This window comes from Brevibacillus composti, assembly GCF_016406105.1.
Lineage (GTDB): Bacteria > Bacillota > Bacilli > Brevibacillales > Brevibacillaceae > Brevibacillus > Brevibacillus composti.
Genome location: NZ_CP066308.1, coordinates 814375 through 840642 on the forward strand (window position 1 = coordinate 814375; position 26268 = coordinate 840642).

Consider the following 26268-nt stretch of genomic DNA (forward strand, 5'->3'; position numbering starts at 1 on the left):
CGGCTTCCTATTTCGATTAAAATAAAAAAGGAGAAAATGAATGAGCATTCATTCAAAACATGTTTCGCTGCATTCAGGAATATGGCTGAATACAGGAATCGTTTCGAACGAGTAGAAATCAATGTAAAGGGTTTCATTTCATCTTGTTTGAGGGAGGGTATTGGATGGAACGCAAAATTCGCAAAGCGGCCGTACTCGGGTCCGGCGTGATGGGGGCAGGGATCGCTGCTCATCTGGCCAACGTCGGCATACCGGTCTATCTGCTCGACATCGTGCCGCGGGAATTGACGGAAGAAGAGAGGAAGAGAGGCAAGACGCTGGCAGACCCTGAGGTCAGAAATCGCATCGCCCAATCCGGCAAGGAGCGATTGCTGAAGGAAAAGCCCGCTCCGCTCTATACAAAGAAAAACATCGACCTGATCACGGTGGGCAATCTGGAGGATCACCTCTCCTATCTGGGAGAAGTGGACTGGATTATCGAAGTCGTGGTGGAAAATCTGCAAGTCAAAAAGCAAGTATTTGAAACGGTCGAGGCCCACAGAAAGGCTGGCACGATCGTCTCCTCCAATACTTCTGGCGTATCCATCAATGAAATGGCGGAGGGGCGCTCCGAGGATTTCCGCAAGCATTTTCTCGGCACCCACTTTTTTAACCCTCCCCGTTATCTGAAGCTTCTGGAGATTATCCCCGGCCAGGACACTGATCCGGCCATCGTAGATTTTATGATGCATTTCGGTGAGTTTATCCTCGGCAAAGGAACCGTACTCTGTAAAGATACCCCGAATTTTATCGCCAACCGCATCGGCACCTACGGCCTGCAGGTCTCGATACAGGAGATGGTGCGGCTCGGCCTCGGTGTGGATGAGGTTGACGCGCTGACGGGCCCTGTGATCGGCCGCCCGAAAAGCGCCACCTTCCGCACGCTGGATGTCGTCGGACTGGACACCTACGTGCACGTCGCTGCCAACGTCCGAGACAAGAGCAGCGATGAAGCAGAGCGATCTGTTTTTGAGATCCCCGCGTTTGTACACAGCATGGTGGAAAAACGCTGGATCGGGCAAAAGGCCGGACAGGGCTTTTTCAAACAGGTCAAAACAGCGGAAGGCAAGGAGATCCTCGCGCTCGACTACCAGACGCTGGAGTACCGTCCGCGCGCAAAGGCCAAGTACCCGTCCCTGGAAGCGGCCAAAGCGGCCAAAACCCTGCCGGAGAAGCTGAAGGCGATCGTCTACGGAAAAGACAAGGGCAGCGAATTCGTCTGGAGCGTCTTTAAAAAGGTGCTGCTCTACGCAGCGGAGAAGGCCCATGAGATCGCCGATGACATCGTCGCGGTCGACCAGGCGATGAAATGGGGCTTTGGTTGGGAGCTGGGGCCGTTTGAGACCTGGGATGCCATCGGCGTAGAGAAGTCCGTAGCGCGGATGCGCGAGGAAGGCGAGACAATCCCGGCCCTGGTCGAGGAGCTGCTGGCCAGCGGCAAGACCTCTTTCTATCAAAAGCAGGAGGGCAGACGGGCGGCATTTGCCATCGGCAGGATTTATCGGGACCTGGAAGAACCAAAAGAACGAATCAACCTGGCCGCGCTCAAGGAGCAAGGCAAGCTGATCAAGAAAAATGCGGGAGCAGCCCTGATCGATCTCGGCGATGGAGTGGCATGCCTGGAGTTCACCTCGCCGCACAACGCGCTGGGCATGGATGTGCTGCAAATGACCAGCTTTGCCGTCGAAGAGGTGCAGCGCAATTTCCGCGGGCTGGTGATCGGCAACCAGGGCAAGAACTTCTGTGTCGGGATGAACCTCGGCTTCGCGCTGATGGAGGCACAGGATGAGAACTGGTTCGAGCTGGACATGTTGGTCAGCCGTTTCCATAAAGTGGGAAAAGCCCTGAGAACCATGCATCGTCCGGTCGTAGCGGCCCCGTTTGGCATGACGCTGGGCGGCGGTGTGGAGGTCGCCTTCCTCGCTGACCGCGTGCAGGCTTCGGCGGAGACGTACATGGGACTGGTAGAGGTAGGAGTCGGGCTGCTTCCGGGAGGCGGCGGCACCAAGGAAATGCTGTTCCGGGCGATGGAGCAGGTGCCGGAGGGGGGGAGCGTTCCCGTCGATCCGTTCCCGTTTGTCGCGCGTGCTTTTGAAACCATCGCCATGGCCAAGGTATCGACGAGCGGCCAGGAGGCATTTGACTTGGGGTATTTGCGCCCGGGCGACCGCATCAGCGTCAATCCCGACCATCTGCTCTACGATGCCAAGCAATTGGTGCTGACGATGGACCGCGAAGGGTACACGCCGGCCGGTCCGCGGAAAATCAGGGTAATCGGCGAGAGCGGCTACGCCACGCTGCGTCAGAATATTTACGCGATGAAAAAGAGCGGCTACATCAGCGATCACGACGAGCTGATCGCCAGCAAAATTGCCTATGTGATGGCAGGGGGCAGTGTCCCGGCAGGCACCGAAGTGTCGGAAGAATACATCCTGGAGTTGGAGAAGCAGGCGTTCCTGGAGTTGATCAAGACGCCGAAGACCCAGCAGCGGATGCAGCATATGCTGACCAAAAACAAGCCTTTGCGCAACTAACTTAAGCGCCAGAAAGAGGGGAAGATCCATGAAGGAAGCAGTTATCGTCGCAGGTGCCCGCACCGCTATCGGCAGAGCCAAGCGCGGCAGTCTGAAAGATGTGCATCCGGTCGATATGGGCGCAGCCGTCGTCAGCGATTTGCTCCGCCGCGTGCCGCAACTCGATCCGGCCGACATCGAAGACGTCATCATCGGCAATGCCGTGCCGGAAGCAGAGCAAGGGATGAACATGGCGCGCCTGATCGGTTTGCGCGCCGGCCTTCCGACCAATGTCTCCGGCATCACGATCAACCGTTTTTGCTCATCCGGTTTGCAGACTATCGCCTACGCAGCTCAACAGATCATGGTGGGCGGGGCCGATGTGCTCATCGCAGGCGGCGTGGAGAGCATGAGCCTTTTGCCCATGACCGGCCATAAGGTGGCGCTGAACCCGACGCTGGTGGAAACCATGCCGGAGGCTTACATGAGCATGGGCCACACTGCCGAGGAAGTCGCGAAGCGGTATCAGATCAGCCGGGAGGAGCAGGACGCCTTTGCGCTCAGGAGCCATCAGCGCGCGGCGGCGGCCCTGGCAGCGGATAAATTCCGCGATGAAATCGTCCCGATGACGGTCAAAACGCATGTGATCGACGAGAATCACAAGCTGCACGTCCAGGAGCGCGTGTTTGACCGGGATGAGGGCGTCCGTGCAGACACCTCCCTGGAAGCGCTGGCCAAATTGAAGCCGGTCTTCCACGTCAAGGGAACGGTCACGGCCGGAAACTCCTCGCAGACGAGCGATGGAGCGGCGGCGGTCCTGATCATGTCTGCGGAAAAGGCGGCAGAGCTGGGCGTGGAGCCGATTGCCAAATTCCGCTCCTTTACCGTCGGCGGAGTAGACCCGGATGTGATGGGGATCGGGCCCGTCGTCGCCATTCCCAAAGCCCTGAAGATGGCGGGACTGAGCATCGAGGACGTCGACCTCTATGAGCTGAACGAGGCCTTTGCCTCCCAGTCTCTCGCTGTGATTCGGGAGATGGGCCTCGACGAGGAAAAAGTGAACGTAAACGGCGGGGCAATCGCCTTGGGACACCCGATGGGCTGCACGGGTGCCAAGCTGACGATCTCCCTCTTGAACGAATTGAAACGGCGCGGCGGCAAGTACGGCGTCGTGACGATGTGCATCGGCGGCGGCATGGGCGCTGCAGGCGTGTTTGAAATGATGCAGGCGTAGTGGATAGCGGTGACTCGCGTTTTTCCGATATGAAAAACTGAAAGGTGAGGGATGGCAATGGCTGATACCAAAGAATTGATCCGCGGAGGAAGCTTTCTGATTGACGCTGGTTCCGCCGAGGCGATGTTTGTCCCGGAAGAATATACCGAAGAGCAGAAGATGATCGCCAAGACGACGGAAGATTTCGTCGTGGGCGAGGTCAGGCCGCATCTGGAGGAAATCGAAAACCACAATTTTGACATCTCGGTTCGTCTTTTGAAGGAGGCAGGGGAACTGGGCCTGCTCGGCGGAGACGTGCCGGAAAAATACGATGGACTGGGCCTGGATAAGGTAAGCACAGCACTGGTGACGGAAAAGTTCTCCCTGGCCCGCGGCTTTGCGCTCAGCTACGGAGCGCATGTGGGAATCGGCTCCCTGCCGATCGTCTACTTTGGAAATGAGGATCAAAAGCGCCGCTACTTGCCGGATCTCGCGTCGGGCAAACGGCTCGCTGCCTACTGCCTGACAGAGCCCGGCTCCGGTTCGGATGCGCTCGGAGCGAAAACGACGGCAAAGCTGTCCGAAGACGGGAAGCACTACATCCTGAACGGCGAGAAGCAGTGGATCACCAATGCGGGCTTTGCCGACGTCTTCATCGTCTATGCCAAAATCGACGGCGAGCAGTTCACCGCCTTTATCGTGGAGCGGGACTACCCGGGCGTCTCGTTTGGACCGGAGGAGAAAAAGATGGGCATCAAGGGCTCCTCGACGCGCACGGTCATCCTGGAGGATGTGCCGGTGCCTGTGGAAAATCTCTTGGGCGAGCCGGGACGCGGCCATGTCATCGCCTTTAACATCCTGAACGTCGGCCGCTACAAGCTGGCTGTCGGCGCGGTCGGCTCCGCGAAGCGGGCCTTGCAGCTGGCCACGGAATACGCCAAGGAAAGAAAGCAATTTAAAACGCCGATCGCCAATTTTGGACTGATCAAAAACAAGCTGGCCAACATGGCGCTGAAAACCTATGCGGCGGAGAGCTCTGTCTACCGCACCGTCGGCCTGTTCGATACGGCTCTCTCCAGCCTTGGAGAAAAAGCGGATGACGGACGGGAAGTGGCGAAGGCCATTGCCGAGTACGCCATCGAGTGCTCCATCAACAAGGTGTTTGCCACCGAAGTGCTGGACTACTGCGTGGACGAAGGGGTGCAAATCCACGGGGGCTACGGCTTTATGTCCGAATACGAGATCGAGAACATGTACCGCGATTCCCGGATCAACCGGATTTTTGAGGGAACCAATGAGATCAACCGCCTGCTGATTCCGGATATGCTGGTCAAAAAGGCGATGAAGGGCGAGCTGCCTTTGCTCCAGGCGGCGGCAGGGCTGCAAGAGGAGCTGATGAGCTACTACCCGGAGGAAATCGAAGAGGCGCCGCTGGCTCAGGAGAAGCACCTGATCGACATGACGCGCAAAATCATTCTGATGGTGGCTGGCTCCGCACTGATGAAGTATCAGCAAGCGATCGCCAAAGAGCAGGAGCTGCTCGCCTATGCGGCTGACATGCTGATCGAGCTGTACGCCATGGACAGCATCGTGAAGCGGACCGAGAAGGCGATCGCGAAGGATGGCGCCGAGAAGTCGCAGCAGAAGCTGGACCTGACGACTCTCTACGTGAACGAAGCTTTTGACAAGGTAGAAGCATGGGCGAGAGAAGCGCTCGCTGCGATGGAAGAAGGCGACGATTTGAGAATGCGTCTCTCCATTTTGAAAAAACTGACGCGCCGCATGCCGATCAACAGCGTCGGACTGAAGCGGGTCATTGCCGACCGCGTCATCGCAGCCGGCGGGTACGTGGTGTAACTGAAAGAGAAATACATGCAAAGCCGAGATGATCTCTCGGCTTTTTTGTCTGCCTTTGACCGAATCTCGGAATCTAATGCTTGGAGGATGACTGCGGCTTATGTTGTCGTACCTTCGCAATCCCTCCGTCTGTAAGATTCACCTTCACCCGCACCTTTTTTAGCATGTCATAAGTGAGCACAAGCCTGCCGTCCCGGTTGAGGCGATGCCACTCACGGGGATATTTTCTGTAGAAAAGATGGCCAAGACCAATGGTATCTATGCCCGATTGAACACCCTTCTGATAAAGGGCGCGGACCTCTGATTCGATCTGCTTGGCCGCTCCTTTTTCCAGAATGGGGACGGGCGTGGGATTCAGCAGTTGGGTCGTGTAGGCGTCAACTTTTATGTCGATGTCAAAGGCTGGCTTCCCCCGCTGCATTTGTGGCTTTATCTTGACCCGCGGTCTCTCCACAGTCAAAATGGCTGATTTCCTTTTGTCTGGATGAAGGAAAGTACGCTCCGTCTCCTGCTCGATCCAGCGGATGCCCAATACATCTGAGCGAGGGAAACAGCCGACAAACTTCTTGTTTTGCAGATAGCAAATTCCCTCCATCATGAGGTGAGGCTTTTGTCTGCCGTCTTCTTTCCATTGATTTTTTCGAATGGACAGATAGGGGAGACGGACGACACCGTTCGGTTCTTGATACTCGGAGATGACTCGAAACAGCAAGAGCGGCCGGATAAACGAGTACTGACTGTATACATCTTTCGGATCTCCCAATTGCGAGTACAGAGTGGAAATGCCGAGGATCGGTCTTGCGTTATAGATATCCTCCAACGGTTCCGTGGTGGCAAAGGTCCAGATGGTGTAGCGAAATTCTTGATAGCGGTCCAGTGAATCGATGGTCTGGTCAAACAGATTGTGCTTCAAGGCACGGGTGGTAAAGACGATCGAGTGAACATGGCTCCAGATCAGTCGCTGCTGTGCAGACGAATAGATCTGGGCGATGGCTGTGACAAAGGTGTCACCTGCGCCCTTGACGACCGCGATCGGTTCTTGCTGTCGTCCGGCATTGCCTTCTTTTTTGGCGATGTTGGAAAAGCCAAGAATCTGCAAGTAGACCACAACCTTTTTGTCCACATAGTCCACACCGATGGAATCAATGTAGATCAATTGCTCAATGTCGCGGGCGTTCCAGCAGCCACTGAGCAATACCGAGGAAGCCAACAGGATGATAAAGCACTTTCGCAGCTGAAGCATATCAGGAATCCGTCTCCTTACGGGAGGGACGCTGCAGGATACTGGCTCGCCCCTCCCATAATCGCCACGGCGTGCGCAACAGCACTTTGGCCATATCCTTGAGAACGGGCGGAGAGAGCGGTTCGAGAAAATAGACGCCAAATGAACGCGTGTTTGCAAAAAAGAGCAAAACGCCAATGAGCATCATCATGAAGCCAAATATGCCCAGGAATGAACAGAAAAGCAGAATGACGATGCGTAAAATGATGATAGAAGCGACCATGCTTTGGTTCACAATGGTGAAGGTACCCATCACAGAGATGGCGATGATTACCAGACTGCCGGGGGCGGTCAAGCCTGCGGAGATCGCTGCTTGCCCTACGATCAGACCGCCGACGACGGACAGGGTTTGGCCGATTGCGGTCGGCATGCGCAACCCCGCCTCGCGGAATAATTCGAAGAGCAGCAGCATGAGCAAAGCCTCCAGGGGGGCGGGCATCGGAACCCCCTGACGCGAGATCACCATTGTCGCAATCAAGATATACGGAAGCTGATCCTGGTGATAGGTGACCAGTGCCACCCAGAATCCCGGCAAAAACAAAGCGATCCCTACGCTGAACAGCCGTATGATGCGAACGAAGACCACCTGATGGATCGAAACGTTAGCATCCTCCGATGTATTCAGGAGGTAGGTCATGTTGGACGGAGCGATCAAAACGGTAGGCGAACCGTCGACCAGGATGGCAAAACGGCCTTTCAGCAAGCTGCTTGCGACGAAGTCCGGTCGGCCGGTATATTCATACAAAGGCAACAACGTAAAGGGCGTGTCGAGCAATAGCTCTTCCAGCTGAGCGCTTGACACGACACCCGTACTCTTGACAGAGGAAAGCCTGTAGCGAATATCCTCTACCAATTTCGGATCGATGGTATCTTGAAGGTACAACAGGCCGACCTTTGTCCGGGTGTGGCTTCCCAGGATAAATGTCTCGTAATGGAGCAGCGGTGTCTTCAGCCGCTTTCGAATCAAAGCGACATTGGTGTGGATATCCTCGATAAAGCCGTCCCTTGGACCGCGTACGGAGACTTCCGTGTTGGGCTCCTCTGTATTTCGTTCGGGGCGGTCGGTTAGGTCCAAACTGTAGACGGCGCCCCACTTTTCAAAGTACAGGATCACGTTTCCATTAAAGACGAGATTGGCTAAGGTGTCGGAATCCACATGCTCCAGTTTTTTGATGAGGAAAGGGCGCTTCTTTTCCAAGTCGTCTGAACTGGCTATCTCTCCCGACCGAAACAGCTCACTTAATCTGGGGAGGAAGTGCTCCATGACTTTGCCTTTGTCACATAATCCATCCGCGAAAGTCAGAAAGAGATCAAACTCATTGGGAAGGAGACCGTAATGCTCCACAGAGACGTCCCCACAACCGGCAAAAAGCCGTCGGATGGCATCCGCACTCAAGGGCTCCAGAGATGGCAGCTTTCCACGCACATTCATGCGATCAAAGGGACTCTGGCGTTGATTGTTGTTCATCAGTCTGCTCCTTTCTGCGTGAGAATAGGGCTAGCAGCGTAAATGTTACAGACAAGAACAGTGACAAAGCCAAAAGGCCGGGCAGCAGATAACGACTAAGAATCTGGTAGAACCAAATGTCATTGTAGGGCCATAAGGAAGATCCGATCGCGAGCAGACTGATCAGGACGAGAAAACGAACGCGTCCTCGGCTTTGCGGTAGCCGAAAAAGATCCCCCAGGAGAAAAAGAACGAGGGAGACCCGGATAAAAGCGCCGCTAAACCACTGATAAATGCTGAAAAAGTCGACATGCTCGATATAGAGGCCGATTTTGACCAAGCGCCACTCCTCATAGGCGGGAAAACGGAGCTTGGCCGCTTCCTGCGGGCCAAATTCGGCGATAGCTCCGATCAGGGGACCCAAGGTCAGCCACACCTGGATAAAACCAAGGAGCGCCATCTTTTTGAAGTTTACCTCGGGGCCGATGTACGGTGTCAGCAAGAGGAACAGCAGGATCTCCGAGAAGCCCGTGCCCGCGTAGACCATGCCCCGGACAACAGGTTCCCAGCCAAATTCCAGCATGGGCAGGAGATAGGAATAATCCTTGTACTGGAAGTTGGTCGTCATCACAAAAAAGCCGAGAATCACGACGACGGGGAGCAGGAATACAGAAAGCATGGAGATGGAACGGATACCGAACAGCGCGTTAATGAGACATACCGCGCCAAAGACGACGGCGAGGATGATCATCGGGATTCGCGGTGCAAAGGTCAGATTGACCCAGATTAAGATGTCTTTTATCGTAATGACCGCAATCATGAACAGGTAGAGGGCCAAAAGGGAGGTGAGAAGCCAGTTGATTCCCCGTCCATATTGACTTTGCACCCATTTCAAGATCGGTTCCTTGCCGCTGACATGCTGCGTAAAGACGATCATCCCGATCAGCAGCAAGTACAGCGGCAGTATGGCGAGAACCGAAATCCACGCATCCCGCCCGGCTGCATCGAGCAGATGAGGGATGATGATCACATGGTTGATCAAGCCATTGGACAGCATGAGGATAAACACGACTTGCACAAATGATATACCGTTTCGCATAGGGTACCCGCCAGACTTTTCCTGATTTTCCTTTCAAGTATGTCCGTTTGGAGAGGGAGTATGCAAGAGCGCAGGCGGCGGGCCTCGCATGCATATTTTGGAACGGGATTCCTCACGATAAAGGGAAAATACTATTTTTCCCAAGGTAGGACGCCTATGAAAAATCTTCGTAATTGGCTCAGACGAAAGCAAGAGACGGCGCGACAGCCGAAGGGGGCAGCGTGGACAGCGAACCGGAGGGGTTCGATCAGCGTCAGTTTGCAGGAGAACGTTCAGGAACTTCAACGGATTTTTTCTCAGACGCCCGATCTTGTCATTCGCCATTTGCACAATCAGGCCAACGATGAAAAAGCAGTGCTGGTCTACCTGAGTGGATTAGCAGATAAAAATCAGGTCGACGAACATATCCGCGTTGACGGTAGGCGGGAAGATTCAGATCATCGCCTTGAGCAAACGGCTGGTCCAGCATCCCGATTGGTATACGCTCCTCGACACCATCTACCGGGATCCCCGCTTGACGATCAATGCGCGAATCGTCGTTGTCGATGGTCCTTTGCATGAAATTTTCCACTTAAACCCGCCGGACAAGCCGCGTTTGCCCATCCATCTGACACAGCTGCTGGATACGGCCAACCGCCGGAATTTGACGGTCAAGACCAGCGCTCTGGAATTGCAACGGATGATGAACGATAAAGGGACGACTCCGGTGGTGACAGAGTTTAAAAAGGTAATTTTGAGGTTTGGCAAAAAGGGAGAGTTGACGATCGTGTCGAAAATCCCTGACCATCTAAACAAGAATCGGTGGCTCAAGCCATTGCTGAGCTATTTTGTGAAGTACGTGGATAAAGAGGTAAAGACGAGTTATCAGGATAATCAATTCCACTTCGACGTGGAGTTAAAGATGGAAATTTCGATCTCAGAGCGATACTCTTCCTTTGACGTGGCCACTCACAAGAAAGAATTGGAGCAAGTGCTGGAAAAGGATCTGAGCCAACGGTATCAAAAACTGATCGCCACCTTCCAAAAGCATCAGGTGGACCCGGTTGGTTTCGGCGTATATGCCCGGGCGTATCAGTACAAGGAATGGAAAAAGGTCGAAGAGGATTGGCCAAAGGCTTTTGCCCATGCAAAGGTTCGGATCAAGCCGATCGTTTCCATCAAAGGATTTGGCGTGATCGAATAGAAGACCCACTTGCAGCCGGACACGGTCAGCTGCGAGTGGGTCTTTTTGTTTAACGGCTGCCTGCTTGTATTTAATAGATGGCTTCCCAGCCGGCAGGCGTGACGAACAGGCGGATTGCTTTGATCTTGCGGTCGTCCATCAGCGTGAAGTAATGGCGGTAGTTCGGCGGGACGGAGATCAGGTCGCCCGGCTCCAGTTCGGCGTCGAAGTAGCGGCCGTCTTGTCCCTTGATCGCGAAAATGCCGTGACCGTCTACGCAGAAGCGGCACTCGTCGTCCGTGTGATGATGCTCGTTTTTGAATTTTACCAAGAGCTCATCCAGGTTGGGTGTCTGGTCGGACAGCACGATGATGTCGGCGGTCAAGTAGCCGCGGCGCTGGCTGATCGAATCGATCTCCGGCTTGAAAGCAGCGAGAATCTGCTGTTTTTCTTCATCCGTAGGGCTGTAGTTGTTGCGGAGATTTTCGTCGAGGCGGTCTACGCCCCAGTGCTCGTAAATGATCCCCTGGGATTCCAGAAAAGAGATCACATCGTCCCCTGTGAGATATTCGTTGGTGTCGTGAAAACGTACTTTTGCCATTTGGCATGCCTCCCTTTGGATGATGGTTTATGGTGCAACCGCGGCGGCTTGGCGGAGCTGCAGCCAGCGCGCGTGGTATTCAAACAGAAATTCGAAAGACTCCAGGTGGCGCTTGGCCGCAAAATCGCTGTCGCCCCAGGCGTAAATGCCGTGATTGCGGATCAAAACGCCGGGAACCTCGGGGGTGATCACTTTTTCAATCGCGGCAGCCAGCGTCGGAATATCAGCAAAATTCTCGACAATGGGGACAGTGATGCGGGCGTTTTCTTCCCAGATGCCCAGCCCTTTGATCAATTCCTGTCCCTGTATGGAAAAGGCCCGCTGCCCGAAGTACAGTTCGGAGATCAGGTTGTTCCAGACGGTGTGGACGTGGAAGCAGGCCTGCGCCTGCGGAATCTGCCGATAGACGACGACGTGAATCATCGTTTCTGCCGAGGGCTTGAGGGCTGTCGGCTCTACCGGGCGCGAATCGCCGTCTACCACCAGGTAGTCCTCCGGAGACAGCTTGGTCTTGTCCTTGCCGCTGGCTGTCACCGCGAATTGCAAAGGGTCGCTGCTCAATTTGATCGAGAGATTGCCGCTGGTCCCGGGAAACCAGTCACGGCGGGCAAAAGTCAGCTTGGCGTCGTCCAGGCGGCGAAAAGCATCCAAGCGCTGTTCAAGTGTTATGGTCATGTTGGTTGAACCTCCTGTTGCCGTTTCAACTCCTGCAAGACGGCAATCACATCGTGGAACGTGGCAAACGGCCGGTAAGGCAGCCCCAGCTCCTCGCTTTTTTCGGCCAGCAGGGAACGGGCGATGACGAAATCGGCGATCTTGGCACCGGCCAGATCGGTAATCGAATCCCCGATCACGACGCGGTAGTAGTGCTGTGGATCATAGCGGCGAATCACGGTCGTTTTGCACATGCCGCAGCGATTGTCGCAATGTTCGTCGCAGGCATGGGGCCAGGTGATCGTAATTCTCGGGCCGCTAAAGTCACTGCCGTTGCAGTAAATGGGTACATCCAGCCCAAACGGAGCGAGAATCGGCTCTACAAAAAAGTCGATCCCGCCGCTGGTGACAAGCAGCTCGATGCCCTCTTCCCGGCAAAAGCGGACGAACTCTTCAAACCCGGGGCGGATAGCCGCTTCGGCCACGATGAAGTCGATGATCTCCTGTTTCTTGGCGGAGGGGATGAGCTGGAACAGTTTCCCGACTCCCTCCTGTATGGAGATTTTCTGGGTCAGAATCTGTTCGATCAGCTCCTCCCGCTCCGGGGGAGCAAACCGGCGCATAATGGCGACGATATTGTCTTTTTCCGTAATCGTTCCGTCAAAATCACAAAACAGCACGAGGGATTTGCTCACCGGCCCGCCCCCCATTTCTGCAGGGCCGCTGCCAGCTCCGCCGATTCCGCCGCCGCTTCTTCCAGGGTGCGGCCGGCGACCACCGCATCGATCGCTGCCACAAAGGCGCGGGCGCCCGCCGTCGCGCCGCCGGGGTGGCCGTGAATCCCGCCGCCTGCGTTGACGACCTGATTCAGGCCGAAATCTTCGTACAGCTGCGGCACCAGACCGGGATGGATGCCCGCAGACGGTACCGGAAAGGACTGGCGAAGGCTCCCGCTCGGCTCGGTCAGATGCTGGGAGAGCTGCAGCGCCTCCGCTTTGTTCAGGGCGACATTGCCGTATGGCGAAGGAAACAGTACCAGATCCGCTCCGGCCAGGCGCATCAGCTTGCCGAGGAGCAGCGGCGTGGCGATGCCGTAGTCCGGCGAAGGATAGAAGGCTCCGGCCAGTGCTGGATGGGCCATGATCGGCACTTGTACATCAGGGTCTGCAGCCAGGCGGTGCAGGGCGTCGTAGCCAAAGGCGAGGACGTTGAACAAAAGGCAGTCCGCCCCAGCCTCCACCGCACGTTTTGCGCGGTCGTTCAGCTCGTGAACAGGTCCAGTCAGGTTCGCCGCATAGATGACCGGTTTGCCGGTCTCCGCTTCGGTCTGGCGGGCGATTTGTTTAAAGGCGGAAATCCGCTCGAGAAAAGGAGCCCGATCATCGGCAAAGAAAATTTCGTCATCCTTTACCAGATCGACGCCGCCCAGGGCTTGTGCGCGGAACTGCGTCTTCAGATCGTCAAAAGGGAGTCCCAGGCAGGATTTGAAGATGCTCATCAAGAGCGGACGGCCATGGGCCCCAAGGCGCTCGCGCAGTCCGGCAATGCCGTATTTCGGCCCGGGAAAAGCGGAGAGAAACGAGTCCGGGAATTGAACGTCGACCAGCTTGATTTTGCCGTCCATGGACAGCTTCCCGAAGATGCCGGTCAAGAGGGACGGGATGTCTTTTGTAAAGTTGCGAAGCGGATAACTGACCGTAATCAGTCCGCGGCTCTCGCCGTTGTCCAAAGTGTCCAGCGTCTGGCTGCCGACCGCTTCGCCCAGGTAGGGCTTCAGCTCCTCCTGCTTGGCAGCGGGCAGGTCAGTCCAGCTCCCGACCGTCATGCCGACGGCGATCGCTTCCGCCTTTTTCTGCAAGTCTTTGGCCTGAGTGAGATAGGTGACGAGGATGCGTTGCTCGCTCAATGAGGGACCCTCCTTTTGCTCTCAAGACAGATAAAAAGCCTCCCCATCGTGGAGGGGAGGCGGTTCGTTCCGTAAACGTGTTCGTCTCCTCTCATCTCTCGGTTTAGAGTCGAAACACGGATCATACGCCGCAGGGTTCGACTCTTACCGTTGGAATTAGCACCGTTTCGCCACCCGAAATAGGTGAGCGCCGGTTGCCGGGCATCATTGGGCCAGTCCCTCAGCCAGCTCGCGATAAGAGTTTGAATGAATCCTATGAGTTTTGTCTTGCGATACCCCTAATGATATGACGTTCGTTTTCGGGAGTCAACCCTTGTTTTGGCGGGGAAGCCGGTTTGTCTGGCACGGTATAAAGGCTGGCCGATGTTGCTCGCGTTGTCTTAAAGATCATCATCAAAAAGTGTTGACAGCGATGGAGAGGCGCGTGTATGATTCAAACTAATCAAAACTGCATACGTTGGATACCTTATCCAGAGAAGGTGGAGGGACTGGCCCGATGATACCCGGCAACCGACATACGCTGGCCTCAGCAGACGCTGAAGGCGGATGACTAGCGATGTGCACGGTGCTAATTCCAGCAGAAGCAAAAGTATTCTGGAAGATAAGGGGGAGACACACGCTTGCTGCGTACGGTTGCGACCTCTTTTCTTCGGGAAAAGAGGTCTTTTTGATGTTCGCCGGGCCCTGATGCCCGTGTTGTTTTGGCGGAAGCATACCCTTTTAGGAAATAGACGAAATGATAACGGAGAGGAGCAATCTATCATGGCGTATCGTGCGTTGAGCGAGCAAGAGGCAGTGCAGTATGTAAAAGAATTGCCCGGTCTGTTCGAACCGGGAGCCGAGCTGACATCCCGGGAGATTGGCGACGGCAACCTCAATCTGGTTTTCCACATCCGGGAGGAAGCGACAGGGAAAAGCGTGATCGTCAAGCAGGCGCTGCCGTACGCCCGCGTCGTGGGGGAATCCTGGCCGCTGACGCTGGACCGCGCCCGCATCGAAAGCGAAGCGCTGCGGATTCAGTACAAGCATGTGCCTGACCTGGTGCCGGAGGTGTACCACTATGATGCCGAGCTGGCCCTGACCGTCATGGAGGATCTGAGCGATCACGTCTTGATGAGAAAAGGGTTGATCGAAGGGGAGCGCTACCCTCACTTTGCCAAGCACATCGGACGGTTCATGGCGCATACGCTCTTTTACACATCGGATCTGGGTGCCCATCCCTACGAGAAAAAAACGCTCGTCGGAACATTCTTGAATCCGGAATTATGCAAAATTACGGAAGATCTGGTCTTTACCGATCCGTATGAGGATGCCCCGACCAACAACTTCAACCCGCTGATCCGCAAAGAGGTGGAGGCGATCTGGAATCACAAGCCGCTCAAGCTGGAAATCGCCAAGCTGAAGTACGATTTCCTCACGCGGGCGGAAGCCTTGCTTCATGGCGACCTGCACACTGGCAGCATTTTCGTCACGAAACAATCGACGAAGGTAATCGACCCGGAATTCGCCTACTACGGTCCCATCGGATTTGACATCGGCGCGGTGATTGCCAATCTGCTCCTGAATTACGCGGCCCAGCATGGGTTGGAGCCTGACGCAGGAAAGCGGGAATCCTACCGCGAATACCTCTTGACAACCGTTGAGGATGTCTGGAATGAGTTCGTTTCCCAGTTCGTCCAGCTCTGGCATAAGCAGGCGAAAGAGCGGAGCGCCCATGTCGAGGGACTCTGGCAAAGCTATGTCAAACGGTTGATTGCCGACACGGCCGGGTTTGCGGGCTGCAAAATTCTGCGCCGGGTGATCGGACTTGCGGGAGTGGCGGATTTGAACACTATCCAGGACGACCAGACGAGAGCCGAAGCCGAACGTTTGGCCCTGTTGATCGGCCAGGAGCTGATCCTGAAGCGGAGCGGCATCGAAGAATCGACAGATATGACAGACATCGTGCGGCAGGCAACCGCACGATATGATCAGGAGGCAGCGACAGTATGACGATTTCCCAAGAAACATTTGCGCCGGTAAAGTGGGAGGGGGATGCTCTCCTCCTGTTGGACCAGACGCGTTTGCCCGTAGAAACGATCTTTTTGACGCTAAACACCCCCGAAGAGGTATGGGCGGCGATTCGCCATCTGCAAGTGCGCGGTGCTCCTGCGATCGGCATGGCCGCCGCATACGGACTCTACCTCGGCGTGAGAGGCAGCCAGGCTGCCGATGTGCAGGCTTTCCGGGAGGAACTGAACACGCAGGCGGATTATCTGGCGACAGCACGGCCGACAGCGGTCAATCTGTTCTGGGCGCTGGATCGGGTAAAAGCCCGGGTACAGCGCGAGGGAGAGCAGCCCGTCGAAGCGCTGAAGGCAGCGGTGCTCGACGAAGCGCTGACCATCCAACGCGAGGATGCCGAGGTGTGCCGGACGATCGGAGAGAATCTGCTGACCCTCCTGCATGACGGCATGGGCGTCTTGACACACTGTAATCCGGGCGCTCTGGCCACAGCAGCATATGGCACGGCGACCGCGCCTTTTTATCTGGCGAAAGAGCGGGGCTGGAATCTGAAGGTGTACGCGGATGAAACCAGACCGGTGCTGCAGGGAGCCAGACTGACCGCTTATGAGCTGCAGCAAGCGGGAATCGATGTCACGCTGATCTGCGACAACATGGCCGCAATGGTCATGGGGCAGGGCAAAGTGCAGGCTGTCATCGTCGGAACTGACCGGGTGGCCGCGAACGGAGATGTCGCCAACAAGATCGGTACCTACGGCGTGGCCGTACTGGCGAAGGCGCACGGGATTCCGTTCTACGTCGCATCTCCGCTCTCTTCCATCGATCTGGAGACGCCGACCGGGGCCGATATCCCGATCGAGGAGCGTCCCGCCGAAGAGATCACGCATGGACTGGGCAAGCAGGTGGCCCCGGACGGAATCAAAGTCTACAACCCGGCCTTCGACGTAACACCTGCCGCCTATATAACGGCCATCGTCACGGAGACGGGCATCTTCAAACCAGAGGAGATTCGCAATTCCAAGAAGTAACCGACCGTACAAAAAAGAAAGCGCCCTGCCGAGGGGCGCTCTTTGACTTTGTGAGGAGGAGATCGGACATGAAGGTCATCCCGGTACATGCAGATACCGTACTGCGACGCCTGGAGATGCATGATGCAAAAGAGATGTTTTGGCTCACGGATACGAATCGCGCTCATCTTCGCCAGTGGCTGCCCTGGCTGGACTACGTGACCACGGAAGAGGATACCCGGCGCTTTATCTCCGCTACCCTCGACCAGGACAACCGCCGGCAAGGCACTCATTTCGGCATTTGGCACCAAGGGCGGCTGGCCGGCACGGTGGGCGTGCACAATATCGACTGGACCAATCGGAAGACCTCGATCGGCTATTGGCTCGGCGCCCAGTACGCCGGTCGGGGCCTGATGACAGAATCCGTCTCCGCTTACCTGGACCACCTGATCTTCGGGGAGTGGGATTTGCACAGAGCCACGATTCATGCAGCCACCGAGAACCACAGGAGCAGGGCGATCCCGGAGCGGCTCGGTTTTAAGCTGGAGGGCATCCTGAGAAGCAACGAATTTCTTTACGACCATTATGTCGATCACGCGGTATACGGAATGCTCGCCTCGGAATGGCGATAAGAAAAACTTGGATTGATCAGAAAATTTAGGTAAACTAGAAAGATACGCAGGCTCCGCCGAACTCAGGGCGGAGCCATGTTTTCTCTCGCACTGAAAAGCTCGAACTGAAAAGATGAAAAGGAAGGGGGGGACAGGTAAAGTGAAAGCGCTGCGGCAATTATTCTGGTTTTTTCGAACGTATTGGAAACGCTATGCGGTCGGTGTCGCTTTTCTGTTTCTCATCGATCTCTTGATGCTCTGGCCGCCTCGTCTGATCGGTCAAACCGTGGACCAGATTCGCAACGGATCGCTGACGACAGCCACTTTGACCACGACGGTCGTCACCTTGCTTTTGATCGGTCTCGTGCTCTATGCGCTTCGGTTCTTGTGGCGGTACCTCCTGTTTGGCGGGGCGCTGATGCTGGAGCGTACGCTGCGCCAGCGCTTGTTCGGCCATCTGACCCGCATGTCGCCGTCTTTTTATGCCCGGCGCCGCTCCGGCGATCTGATGGCGCTGGCTACCAACGATATTCCGGCAATCGAGCAGACGGCGGGCATGGGAGTACTGACGCTGGTCGACTCTCTGTTTGCCACTTTGCTCACGCTGACCGTGATGATGGTGACGATAGACTGGCAGCTGACGCTGGCGGCTCTGATCCCGATGCCGTTTATGGCATGGGCCACCGCTTACTACGGCAAGCTGCTGCACGACCGTTTTTACCTGGCTCAGGAAGCGTTCGGCGAGATGAATGACCATGTGCAGCAATCCGTCTCCGGCGTTCGGGTGCTGCGGGCTTTTGTCCAGGAGGAGCAGGATGTGGAGGCGTTCAGGCGGGTCAGCGAAAAAACGCTGGAGCGAAACGTCAGTGTCTCGCGGATCGACGCGCTGTTCGAACCGACGATTGCGATCATCATTGGCCTCAGTTTTCTGATCGGCATCGGCTATGGCGCCTACCTGGTCATCTCCAGCGCCATTTCCCTGGGCGATCTGGTGGCGTTTAACCTGTATTTGGGGCTGTTGATTTGGCCGATGTTTGCCTTCGGCTGGCTGATGAATATTCTCCAGCGGGGGAGCGCTTCTGTGAAAAGGCTGTACGAATTTTTCGCCGAGCAGCCGGAAGTGACCGAACAAAAGGAAGCGATCAATACCGTGCCCGCGAGTACCGTGGAGGCGCGCTCGCTTACCTTCCGCTATCCCGGTTCCGACAAGGACGCGCTTTGCGACATCAGCTTTTTACTGCGGGAAGGCGAGACGCTGGGCATCGTCGGGCGGACGGGGAGCGGCAAAACGACCCTCTGCCGCACGCTGCTGCATCAGTATCCCGTCCCGGAGAAGGCTCTCTTTATCGGCGGCGTGCCGATCGAGCAGCTCTCCCTGTCCGCCCTCCGCGGCAAGATTGCGTACGTGCCTCAGGAGCATTTGCTCTTTTCCCGCTCGATTGAAGCCAACGTCGCTTTCGGAAAGCCGGAGGCCAGTACGGAGGAAGTCTGGCATGCGCTCTCCCTGGCGGAGATGAAGCGGGATGTCGCCCAGTTCCCGGCGGGGCTGGGGACGATGGTCGGCGAAAAAGGCGTGACTCTCTCGGGCGGACAAAAACAGCGTGTTTCGATTGCCCGTGCGCTGCTGATGGAAGCGGATATTTTGATTCTCGATGATTGCCTGTCTGCCGTCGATGCGCGCACAGAGGAGAGCATCCTGCGCCATCTGCGCGAGGAGCGAAAAGGCAAGACGACTTTGATTACGGCTCATCGTCTGTCGGCGGTCCAGCATGCGCAGCTGATCCTCGTGCTCGAGGACGGAAAAATTATCGAGCGCGGCACGCATGAGCAGCTGATGGCCAAACGGGGCTGGTACTGGGAGCAGTACCGCAGGCAACAGTTGGAGCTGGATGCGGCGGGCCAAGGGTAGAGAGGGGGAAGGTGTATGAACGGGCAACATGTATGGAAGCGCTTGGTCGAGTACGCCTTGCCGTTTCGCAAACAGATCGCAGGCGCTTTGCTATTGCTCCTGCTGGGAACTGCCGCGGAGCTGGCCGGCCCCTTCTTGGCCAAGGTGATGATTGACAACCATATTTTGGCGATCCAGAAGACGTGGTATCGTTTTGAGCAGGAGCCGCGGTCCATCGAGGGCGAATCGATTGCGGTTCCCCTGGCGGATCGGTACTTTGTGCGGGAGGATTGGCTTTCATCGCTGCCCCCGGAAGTGGGAAAGACAGCAGAAAAGACGGAGATCGTGACTGCAGGCACGACCTATTACTTGCTGGATCGGGAGCTGGCCGGAGACGGGGAACCGAGATTGGAATCAATTCCCACCGGCGATGGCAGAGAGCGGATCGAAGCCACGCTCGTTCGCGACGGGCAGGTCATGGACCAGGTGGAGGGCATTCGCTTGACGGCAGATGAGGTGAAGGCTCTGTACAGTCGGGAGATTTCCCCGATCCTCTGGCTGGCCGGGGGATATGCCGTCTTGATCCTGTTTAGCGCCGTCTGCAACTACGTGCAAATTCTCACGCTGCAGACGACGGCGCAGCGCATTATCCAGCGGATGAGGATGATCCTGTTTTCTCATCTGCAGAAGTTGCCGGTCTCTTTTTTTGACAAGACGCCGGTCGGGCAAATCGTCTCCCGGGTAAGCAATGATACCGAGGCGATCCGCGAGCTGTACGTGAGCGTACTTGCGACCTTTGTCCAAAACGGTGTGTACCTGGTGGGGATCTTAATCGCGCTCTTCATCCTGCAGCCCGAGCTGGCTCTGTTCTGCTTCCTCAGCGTGCCGCTGATCGTCGGACTGGTCATCCTCTACCGCCATTTCAGCTCGCGTTACTATACGGTGATCCGCAGCCGTCTGAGCGATATGAACACGACGATTAATGAGATGATTCAAAACATGACGATCGTCCAGGCGCTGCGCCGGGAGAAGGGCGTGCAGGAAGAGTTCGCCGAGGTAAATGAGGAGTATTTCCGCACGCGGCTAAAGGAAAACAATCTGGAGTCGCTTCTGCTGCGGCCAGCAGTGGACTTGATCTGGAAGATCGCGCTCACGGTCATCGTCTGGTATTTCGGCTCATCCTCCTTTCACAGCGCGATCTCCTTTGGGGCGTTGTTTGCCTTCGTCGATTACATGGGCCGGTTTTTCGAGCCGATCAGCATGATCATGAACCGCCTGTCCCAGCTTCAGCAGGCGGCGATCTCCTCCCAGCGCGTATTTGACATCCTCGACACCCCTGCCGAGGAGAAGCCGGAGGGAGGAGAGGTCGAACGCCCGCGCGGAGAGGTGATTTTTGATCGCGTTTCCTTTGCTTATCAGGAGGATCAATATGTGCTGAAGGATGTCTCCTTCACCGCCCAACCGGGGCAGACGGTCGCGCTCGTCGGCCATACCGGCTCCGGCAAAAGCTCGCTGATGAACCTGCTCCTCGGATTTTATCCGGTGACCAAGGGGCGCATCCTGATCGACGGCCGGGAACTGCGCGAACTGGATGTGCGGAAGCTCCGCCGCCATATGGGTCTGGTGCTGCAGGATCCGTTTCTGTTTACCGGCAGCGTCGAATTCAACATCCGGCTGTACGAGGAGACGATCTCGCCTGGGGACGTGCGGCGCGCTGCAGAAGCAGTAAAGGCGGACGAATTTATCCAGCTGCTCCCGCAAGGCTATGAAGAGCCTGTCGTGGAGCGGGGGATGACCCTCTCTGCCGGGCAGCGGCAGCTGCTCTCCTTTTCCCGCGCGCTGGCGGCCGATCCGGCGATCTTGATCCTGGATGAAGCCACCGCCAGCATCGACAGCGAGACGGAAGCGCTGATTCAAGAGGCCCTGCAGGTGCTGTCGCAAGGGCGTACCACCTTTATCATCGCCCACCGGCTCTCGACGATCCAGCACGCTGACCTGATTCTGGTCCTGTCCCGGGGTGAGGTCGTGGAGCGGGGGACTCACGAAGAGCTGATGGCACAAAATGGGCTCTACCAAAAAATGTATCAGCTTCAACAGGGGCAACTTTCTGTTAAAGTAGAAGGATAGCTTGTTTTTTTGCGCAGTCCTGAAAAGCGAACATGCTTGATAATTAGGAAAGCGGAAACCCATAGAGAGAGTTTGGAAGTGGAGAGGAGTACACAACCATCATGTCATCATCGCGCTATACGTTCTGGGTACTCATATTGGTCGTCGTCATCGCAGGGGCCAGCCAGGGGCTGACGATCCCGCTGCTCGCGGTGATGCTGGAGCAGCAGGGGGTCTCATCGGTCTCGAATGGACTGAATGCAGCCGCGCTGTATATCGGCATGCTGCTGATCTCCCCCTGGCTGGAGGTGCCCTTGCGCCGCCTCGGCTACAAGGCGACCATTTTCTGGGGACTCTGTCTCGTCACGCTGGCTACTGTCCTGATCCCGATCTTTTCCAATTTGGCCGTCTGGTTTGTCCTACGGATGCTGATGGGCATTGGCGATTCCGGTCTCCATTACTCCAGCCAGATGTGGGTCACCAAAATCGCCGCGCCGGAAAGACGGGGACGGGACCTGTCGATCTACGGACTTGCTTACGGAATGGGCTTCAGCATCGGGCCGCTGGGCATTAACCTGCTTCCGCTGGGATTCTGGGTGCCGTTTGCCTCTTTGACCGTCTTGTACATCGCGGCCTTCATCCTGCTCGCCCGGCTGCGCAATGATTTTCCCGAGGCAGCCCAAGCGGCTCCCGCCCAGAAGACGAAAAAGGAAAATCGCTATGCCAGCGTCATTCGCCTGAGCTGGCTGGCCTTGATCCCGTCCTTCTTGTACGGGTTCATGGAGACCTCCTTGAACGGCAGCTTTCCCGTCTATGCCCTGCGGACGGGCCTGACCGTCGAATGGGTCTCGGTCATCTTGCCTTCCTTTGTCGTGGGCAGCATTATCTTGCAAATCCCGCTCGGAGCGCTCAGCGACCGGATTGGCCGGAAGCGGGTCATGTTCGTCTGCGGACTGGTAGGCGCCACTGCTTTTATGCTCTTCCCGCTGAGCGGAGGAAATGTCTGGATGATGATGTTCCTCCTGGGGATTGCCGGGGCCGCCGTCGGTTCCTTTTACTCGCTGGGGCTTGCGTTTGCGACCGATCTCTTGCCGGGCTCGATGGTGCCCACTGCGGGCATTATCGCCAGCATGAACTTTGGCGTCGCCAGCATACTCGCCCCCAATGTGAATGGACTTCTCATGCAGTTGTGGGACCCGCGGAGCATTTTCTGGCTGATGGCCCTGTTGCTCGTCGCTTTTTCTGTGTCCTGTCTGCTGTTCCGCACGAATCGTTCACATCAGGAGACGGTTGCCGCATAAATTGAAGAAAAAAGGGGAAGCGTAGAGCGTAAAGTCATCTTCTCTAGGAAAGGGGCTCCGCCCATGCTTACGCCCTGCATTTTCAAACGGGGAGTGATCTGGATTCTGTTTTTTGTTCTGAGCATGATCCTGCTGCCCTTCTTCGGCGACGAAGCGCCACCCAAACCAGCTCCTGCAGTGAACAACGCAAGCAGCCAGTAAGCGGCAAAACATATCGCAACGACAAGAACCCGTCTGAGAGACCAGGCGGGTTCTTTCCCTTTCACGTTCACGATTGCGGAAACAGAGGCAGCTCTTGGAGATACAGGATGTCTTGGCGTCTGGCGGCATCTCCTTCTGCCAGGATCGCCGCCCGAGCGACTACTTCTCCTCCGGCTTTTCGGACGAGCTCCTCAATCGCCTGAATCGACTGGCCGGTGCTGATCACATCGTCAATCACAGCGACCCGTTTGCCGGCGATTTCTTTGGCGTCCTTTCCATCCAGGCAGAGAATTTGCGTTTTCGGGGTCGTGATGGAGACGACCTCGTTGATCAGCGGATTCTCCATGTAAGGCTTGAGGCTTTTGCGCGCGACGTAGTATTTTTTCATCTGCAGGACCCGGGAGATCTCGTGAATCAGGGGGATTCCCTTCGCTTCCGCAGTGATCAGCACATCGACTTCGGGCAGCTTCTGCGCGAGCAGAGAGCCGGCTGCCGTCACCAGCTCGGTGTCTCCCAGGATGACAAAGCTGGCGATGCTGAGGTCTTCCGTAATCGGGACAATCGGCAGCTCGCGGGTTACGCCAGCTACCTCAAGTGTATAGGTTTTCTGCAAGACAATCCCTCCCCACTAAAATTTCAAACCTTTAAAATCCGAACATGGATACGAGGAACTTCATCAATAGTCCGGCCAGCATTCCGAAGAACGGATCGGAAATCGCCGTCACCACCATCGTCATCCCGCCGACGAGACCGGAAGCAGGACCTTCGCCGGTCAGAGCCAGAGCGGCATTGCTCGGGGCGGTGACGATGGCACCGAGTACGAACAGGAATCCGGAAATCGATTCGCTCGGGATATACCGGCCCATTTTCGGCAGCAACCCGGCAAACAAGATCGCTGCCATGATGACCATCATCAACACGCCGGAGGCGACGGGGTTGGGGGCAAAATCGCAGGGGAAAACGTCAGCTTTTGCATGGCGAAGCGCTCCCGTTCAATCGGTTTCAGATCTGTTCCTTTTTTCAGAAATACGGAGATCAGGCTGGAGACGAGCACGGAGGCGGTAATCGTATAGACGAGGTCTTTCGTCAAAAAGTAGACCAACAGGCCGACCGCGATGGAGCTGATCCCGACAGGCTGGTTGCTGCGCGCCATATCCCAGGAGACTTTGGCCAGCATAATGCCCACCCCGGCCATCATCCCGTTGGTAATGACGGGTCCGATAAAATCGACGATTTTCTCCAGAAATCCGAGCAAGCCGATTACGGCCATGATCAGGCCGCCGAAGAAAATCATCGAGAGACGTTCTTTCATGCTCCGTCCGATACTGCCAGCCAGAGTAATGGTCTCCGCCTGGTAAGAAACGACCGCGACCGAACCGGTCATCGCATTGCCGGCAGCCCCGACGAGAAAAGCAAGGGCGGTCGGAACGGAAGCGAAGCCGAGGGAGAGCGCGAGCAGCCCCTGCGGCAGAGCGTTTAAAACAACGCTGAGAGCGGCGATAAGATCTTTCCATTCCATGATGTCTCCAACTCCTTAGGTGCAGTCAAGTTCAACGTTTGTTAAGGTAACACAAAAGACGATCTTTATCGACGGAAAAAATGAGAACGATCGCCTTTTTATAATTACCTTTGATAAAAATCACTTTATTTTCCGGTGGACTTCACTAAAACACGAATATTTTTTGATGACCCATCCCGCGAGGTCTGTCGGCGAAGAGAAGGAAGCCGCGAAAGAGGTGAAACGTAAATTCAAAACTCATGAAATTTTCTTACGATTGGGTTACAATAGAACAATATAAGCACGCAGAGAATATGTTCAGGGGGTACCAAATCGTGATCATTCAAGTGACAGATTTGAAAAAAAACTACGGGAACCTGCAAGTGCTGAAAGGAATCACCACACAGGTAGCCGAACGTGAAGTGGTCTGTGTCATCGGTCCGTCCGGATCGGGGAAAAGCACATTTCTGCGCTGCCTGAATCAACTGGAAGAGATGTCTGGCGGACGCATCGTGATCGACGGTCATGACCTGTCCGACCCGAAAGTAGATATCAACAAAGTGCGTGAAGAGGTAGGCATGGTATTTCAGCGGTTCAACCTGTTTCCGCACAAAACCGTTCTGGAAAATGTAACGCTCGCTCCGATCAAGGTAAAAAAGATGCCTGTGGAAGAAGCGAGAGAGCAGGGGATGGCTCTGCTGAAAAAGGTCGGGCTGGAAGACAAGGCCGACGTCTATCCGGAACGCCTCTCCGGCGGTCAGATGCAGCGCGTGGCGATCGCCCGGGCCCTGGCGATGAATCCCAAGGTGATGCTCTTTGACGAGCCGACCTCGGCGCTGGACCCGGAGCTGGTGGGGGAGGTGCTGGCGGTGATGAAAAATCTGGCCAGCGAAGGCATGACGATGATCGTCGTCACGCACGAGATGGGGTTTGCCCGGGAAGTAAGCGACCGCGTCATTTTCATGGATCAGGGAGTCATCATGGAGGAAGGAACTCCCGCGGAAATCTTGACCGATCCGAAAAACGAGCGGCTGCGCTCCTTTTTGCGCAAGACCTCTGCCTAGATCACAAAGCAAGGCCCCCGGGGATCGGGGGCTTTTTGTCTTACTTTTTCCCACTTTCATCGAGCAGTTGACTGATGGTGACGAAGCGGTAGCCCTGTGACCGCAGATCGGTGATCAGCTCCTGCAGCGCAGCCACGGTCTGCCGCTGATTCAGCCCGCCGTCGTGAAACAGGATGATATCGCCGGGGGAAATGCTTGTTTTGACGCTTTTGGCGATGTGGGAGGCGGTCCGGGCGAGGGACCAGTCGCGCGGATCGATCGACCAGTGGATGATGTCGTACCCGGAGGACTGGACAGCGCTCATGACGTCGTGGGTCATGACGCCGCCGGGCGGGCGATAATACTCGGCCAGCACGCCCGTCGATTTGAGGATAGATTTTTCTCCGAGCTTGATCTCTTCGTAGATTTCCTGCTCGGTCAGCTTGTTTAGATCATTATGATGATAGCCGTGATTGCCGATTTCATGCCCTGCTTTGTGGATCCACGCCATGATCTTGGGATACTTGTCTGCTTGGGAGCCGAGAACGAAAAAGGTGGCCGGCACGCGGTTGCGGTGCAGCACTTCCAATATCATCGGCGTATAGGTGGGATCGGGACCATCGTCAAAGGTGAGAGCGACCACCTTGTGGGGCGTGTCGATCCGATGAATAGGCTCGTAAGACGGGAGCGGCTGGCTGAGCGCGCCTGCCGGGATACTTTGGCCGAGGCAAAGGAGACAGGCGGCGAGCGTCAGGATGATGGCTCTGTACCGCAGAGTAATCCCCTCCTTTTTGTACTATTCCATAGCTTGACCCAGCGGGGCCGAATCATGCTGT

23 protein-coding genes and 2 riboswitches are annotated in these 26268 nt (G+C 56.1%); of the genes, 12 read left to right on the plus strand and 11 right to left on the minus strand.

The window, feature by feature from the left end:
* The first annotated feature begins 164 nt into the window (after positions 1-164).
* From JD108_RS04220 to JD108_RS04230, 3 genes are read left to right on the plus strand one after another with little or no spacing between them, the layout of a single operon-like run.
* On the plus strand, positions 165-2573 hold the full coding sequence (locus JD108_RS04220) for a 3-hydroxyacyl-CoA dehydrogenase/enoyl-CoA hydratase family protein (protein WP_198828675.1): 2409 nt from the start codon (positions 165-167) through the stop codon (positions 2571-2573).
* A gap of 28 nt (positions 2574-2601) precedes the next feature.
* Entirely contained in the window at positions 2602-3786 is a 1185-nt protein-coding gene (locus JD108_RS04225; protein WP_198828676.1) for an acetyl-CoA C-acetyltransferase, read from the plus strand.
* Positions 3787-3843: 57 nt separating this feature from the next.
* Positions 3844-5622 carry an acyl-CoA dehydrogenase family protein gene (locus JD108_RS04230; protein ID WP_198828677.1) on the plus strand — a complete coding sequence of 593 codons (1779 nt, stop codon included), beginning with the start codon at positions 3844-3846 and terminating at the stop codon, positions 5620-5622.
* A gap of 73 nt (positions 5623-5695) precedes the next feature.
* Here JD108_RS04230 and JD108_RS04235 read toward each other — a convergent pair whose 3' ends face one another.
* From JD108_RS04235 to JD108_RS04245, 3 genes are read right to left on the minus strand one after another with little or no spacing between them, the layout of a single operon-like run.
* Positions 5696-6865 (minus strand): Ger(x)C family spore germination protein, encoded by a 1170-nt coding sequence (locus tag JD108_RS04235; RefSeq protein WP_198828678.1) that lies wholly within the window; start codon positions 6863-6865, stop codon positions 5696-5698.
* A 1-nt stretch (position 6866) separates the two neighbouring features.
* Entirely contained in the window at positions 6867-8372 is a 1506-nt protein-coding gene (locus JD108_RS04240; RefSeq protein ID WP_198828679.1) for a spore germination protein, read from the minus strand.
* The gene (locus JD108_RS04245; protein ID WP_198828680.1) at positions 8341-9450 is read right to left on the minus strand and encodes an endospore germination permease; all 1110 of its coding nucleotides are present in this window, start codon (positions 9448-9450) and stop codon (positions 8341-8343) included. Before JD108_RS04245 ends, JD108_RS04240 begins: the two co-directional genes overlap by 32 nt.
* Before the next feature lie 412 nt (positions 9451-9862).
* Between JD108_RS04245 and JD108_RS04250 the strand changes: the two genes are divergently transcribed.
* Complete coding sequence (locus tag JD108_RS04250) at positions 9863-10633, plus strand: Ger(x)C family spore germination C-terminal domain-containing protein (protein ID WP_228728304.1); 771 nt, start codon at positions 9863-9865, stop codon at positions 10631-10633.
* A 70-nt stretch (positions 10634-10703) separates the two neighbouring features.
* Here the strand turns inward: JD108_RS04250 and JD108_RS04255 are convergent, their stop codons facing one another.
* From JD108_RS04255 to JD108_RS04270, 4 genes are read right to left on the minus strand one after another with little or no spacing between them, the layout of a single operon-like run.
* Positions 10704-11213: a 1,2-dihydroxy-3-keto-5-methylthiopentene dioxygenase gene (locus JD108_RS04255; protein WP_198828681.1), complete on the minus strand. Its 510-nt coding sequence runs from the start codon at positions 11211-11213 to the stop codon at positions 10704-10706.
* A gap of 27 nt (positions 11214-11240) precedes the next feature.
* Positions 11241-11888 carry a methylthioribulose 1-phosphate dehydratase gene (locus JD108_RS04260; protein WP_198828682.1) on the minus strand — a complete coding sequence of 216 codons (648 nt, stop codon included), beginning with the start codon at positions 11886-11888 and terminating at the stop codon, positions 11241-11243.
* Positions 11885-12562, minus strand: coding sequence for a 2-hydroxy-3-keto-5-methylthiopentenyl-1-phosphate phosphatase (locus JD108_RS04265; protein ID WP_198828683.1), 678 nt, complete (start codon positions 12560-12562; stop codon positions 11885-11887). The genes JD108_RS04260 and JD108_RS04265 overlap by 4 nt, the downstream gene beginning before the upstream one ends.
* Positions 12559-13773, minus strand: a complete 1215-nt coding sequence (locus tag JD108_RS04270; protein ID WP_198828684.1) for a 2,3-diketo-5-methylthiopentyl-1-phosphate enolase — start codon at positions 13771-13773, stop codon at positions 12559-12561. The genes JD108_RS04265 and JD108_RS04270 overlap by 4 nt, the downstream gene beginning before the upstream one ends.
* An 88-nt stretch (positions 13774-13861) precedes the next feature.
* Positions 13862-14014, minus strand: a riboswitch (SAM riboswitch).
* A 222-nt stretch (positions 14015-14236) separates the two neighbouring features.
* Positions 14237-14381, plus strand: a riboswitch (SAM riboswitch).
* 154 nt (positions 14382-14535) lie between these two features.
* On the opposite strand from JD108_RS04270, the gene mtnK reads away from it, so the two are divergent.
* The 7 genes from mtnK (at position 14536) to JD108_RS04305 (ending at position 22891) form a co-directional block, all read left to right on the plus strand.
* Entirely contained in the window at positions 14536-15765 is a 1230-nt protein-coding gene (gene mtnK, locus JD108_RS04275) for an S-methyl-5-thioribose kinase (protein WP_198828685.1), read from the plus strand.
* Positions 15762-16805, plus strand: coding sequence for an S-methyl-5-thioribose-1-phosphate isomerase (gene mtnA, locus JD108_RS04280; RefSeq protein ID WP_198828686.1), 1044 nt, complete (start codon positions 15762-15764; stop codon positions 16803-16805). The genes mtnK and mtnA overlap by 4 nt, the downstream gene beginning before the upstream one ends.
* Positions 16806-16873: 68 nt before the next feature.
* Positions 16874-17416, plus strand: coding sequence for a GNAT family N-acetyltransferase (locus JD108_RS04285; protein ID WP_198828687.1), 543 nt, complete (start codon positions 16874-16876; stop codon positions 17414-17416).
* A 139-nt stretch (positions 17417-17555) separates the two neighbouring features.
* Positions 17556-19304, plus strand: coding sequence for an ABC transporter ATP-binding protein (locus JD108_RS04290; RefSeq protein WP_198828688.1), 1749 nt, complete (start codon positions 17556-17558; stop codon positions 19302-19304).
* A 15-nt stretch (positions 19305-19319) separates the two neighbouring features.
* Positions 19320-21410 (plus strand): ABC transporter ATP-binding protein, encoded by a 2091-nt coding sequence (locus tag JD108_RS04295; protein WP_198828689.1) that lies wholly within the window; start codon positions 19320-19322, stop codon positions 21408-21410.
* Between the two features lie 101 nt (positions 21411-21511).
* A complete protein-coding gene (locus JD108_RS04300; RefSeq protein WP_198828690.1) occupies positions 21512-22690 on the plus strand; it encodes an MFS transporter in 1179 nt (392 codons plus the stop codon).
* A 63-nt stretch (positions 22691-22753) separates the two neighbouring features.
* Positions 22754-22891 carry a hypothetical protein gene (locus JD108_RS04305; RefSeq protein ID WP_198828691.1) on the plus strand — a complete coding sequence of 46 codons (138 nt, stop codon included), beginning with the start codon at positions 22754-22756 and terminating at the stop codon, positions 22889-22891.
* 67 nt (positions 22892-22958) lie between these two features.
* Here the strand turns inward: JD108_RS04305 and JD108_RS04310 are convergent, their stop codons facing one another.
* The 3 genes from JD108_RS04310 to JD108_RS04315 are packed head-to-tail and all read right to left on the minus strand — an operon-like array spanning position 22959 to position 24410.
* Positions 22959-23504 (minus strand): phosphoribosyltransferase family protein, encoded by a 546-nt coding sequence (locus tag JD108_RS04310; protein ID WP_198828692.1) that lies wholly within the window; start codon positions 23502-23504, stop codon positions 22959-22961.
* A 31-nt stretch (positions 23505-23535) separates the two neighbouring features.
* Positions 23536-23793 carry a hypothetical protein gene (locus JD108_RS22255; protein ID WP_228728305.1) on the minus strand — a complete coding sequence of 86 codons (258 nt, stop codon included), beginning with the start codon at positions 23791-23793 and terminating at the stop codon, positions 23536-23538.
* An 11-nt stretch (positions 23794-23804) separates the two neighbouring features.
* Complete coding sequence (locus tag JD108_RS04315; RefSeq protein WP_228728306.1) at positions 23805-24410, minus strand: hypothetical protein; 606 nt, start codon at positions 24408-24410, stop codon at positions 23805-23807.
* A 314-nt stretch (positions 24411-24724) separates the two neighbouring features.
* Here JD108_RS04315 and JD108_RS04320 point away from each other — a divergent pair, with 314 nt between their 5' ends.
* Positions 24725-25453, plus strand: coding sequence for an amino acid ABC transporter ATP-binding protein (locus tag JD108_RS04320; protein WP_323958403.1), 729 nt, complete (start codon positions 24725-24727; stop codon positions 25451-25453).
* 40 nt (positions 25454-25493) lie between these two features.
* On the opposite strand, the gene JD108_RS04325 is transcribed toward JD108_RS04320, so the two are convergent.
* Positions 25494-26207 (minus strand): polysaccharide deacetylase family protein, encoded by a 714-nt coding sequence (locus JD108_RS04325; protein ID WP_407649419.1) that lies wholly within the window; start codon positions 26205-26207, stop codon positions 25494-25496.
* Between the last annotated feature and the right edge of the window lie 61 nt (positions 26208-26268).

What these genes read in the sequence shown, in the direction of transcription:
- JD108_RS04260 (WP_198828682.1), bottom strand. Translation starts at nt 11,888, where the DNA reads ATGACCATAACACTTGAACAGCGCTTGGATGCTTTTCGCCGCCTGGAC.
- JD108_RS04240 (WP_198828679.1), bottom strand. Translation starts at nt 8,372, where the DNA reads ATGAACAACAATCAACGCCAGAGTCCCTTTGATCGCATGAATGTGCGT.
- JD108_RS04235 (WP_198828678.1), bottom strand. Translation starts at nt 6,865, where the DNA reads ATGCTTCAGCTGCGAAAGTGCTTTATCATCCTGTTGGCTTCCTCGGTA.
- JD108_RS04220 (WP_198828675.1), top strand. Translation starts at nt 165, where the DNA reads ATGGAACGCAAAATTCGCAAAGCGGCCGTACTCGGGTCCGGCGTGATG.
- JD108_RS04300 (WP_198828690.1), top strand. Translation starts at nt 21,512, where the DNA reads ATGTCATCATCGCGCTATACGTTCTGGGTACTCATATTGGTCGTCGTC.
- JD108_RS04305 (WP_198828691.1), top strand. Translation starts at nt 22,754, where the DNA reads ATGCTTACGCCCTGCATTTTCAAACGGGGAGTGATCTGGATTCTGTTT.
- JD108_RS22255 (WP_228728305.1), bottom strand. Translation starts at nt 23,793, where the DNA reads ATGGCAGCGATCTTGTTTGCCGGGTTGCTGCCGAAAATGGGCCGGTAT.
- mtnK (WP_198828685.1), top strand. Translation starts at nt 14,536, where the DNA reads ATGGCGTATCGTGCGTTGAGCGAGCAAGAGGCAGTGCAGTATGTAAAA.
- mtnA (WP_198828686.1), top strand. Translation starts at nt 15,762, where the DNA reads ATGACGATTTCCCAAGAAACATTTGCGCCGGTAAAGTGGGAGGGGGAT.
- JD108_RS04295 (WP_198828689.1), top strand. Translation starts at nt 19,320, where the DNA reads ATGAACGGGCAACATGTATGGAAGCGCTTGGTCGAGTACGCCTTGCCG.
- JD108_RS04225 (WP_198828676.1), top strand. Translation starts at nt 2,602, where the DNA reads ATGAAGGAAGCAGTTATCGTCGCAGGTGCCCGCACCGCTATCGGCAGA.
- JD108_RS04230 (WP_198828677.1), top strand. Translation starts at nt 3,844, where the DNA reads ATGGCTGATACCAAAGAATTGATCCGCGGAGGAAGCTTTCTGATTGAC.
- JD108_RS04315 (WP_228728306.1), bottom strand. Translation starts at nt 24,410, where the DNA reads ATGGAATGGAAAGATCTTATCGCCGCTCTCAGCGTTGTTTTAAACGCT.
- JD108_RS04285 (WP_198828687.1), top strand. Translation starts at nt 16,874, where the DNA reads ATGAAGGTCATCCCGGTACATGCAGATACCGTACTGCGACGCCTGGAG.
- JD108_RS04255 (WP_198828681.1), bottom strand. Translation starts at nt 11,213, where the DNA reads ATGGCAAAAGTACGTTTTCACGACACCAACGAATATCTCACAGGGGAC.
- JD108_RS04245 (WP_198828680.1), bottom strand. Translation starts at nt 9,450, where the DNA reads ATGCGAAACGGTATATCATTTGTGCAAGTCGTGTTTATCCTCATGCTG.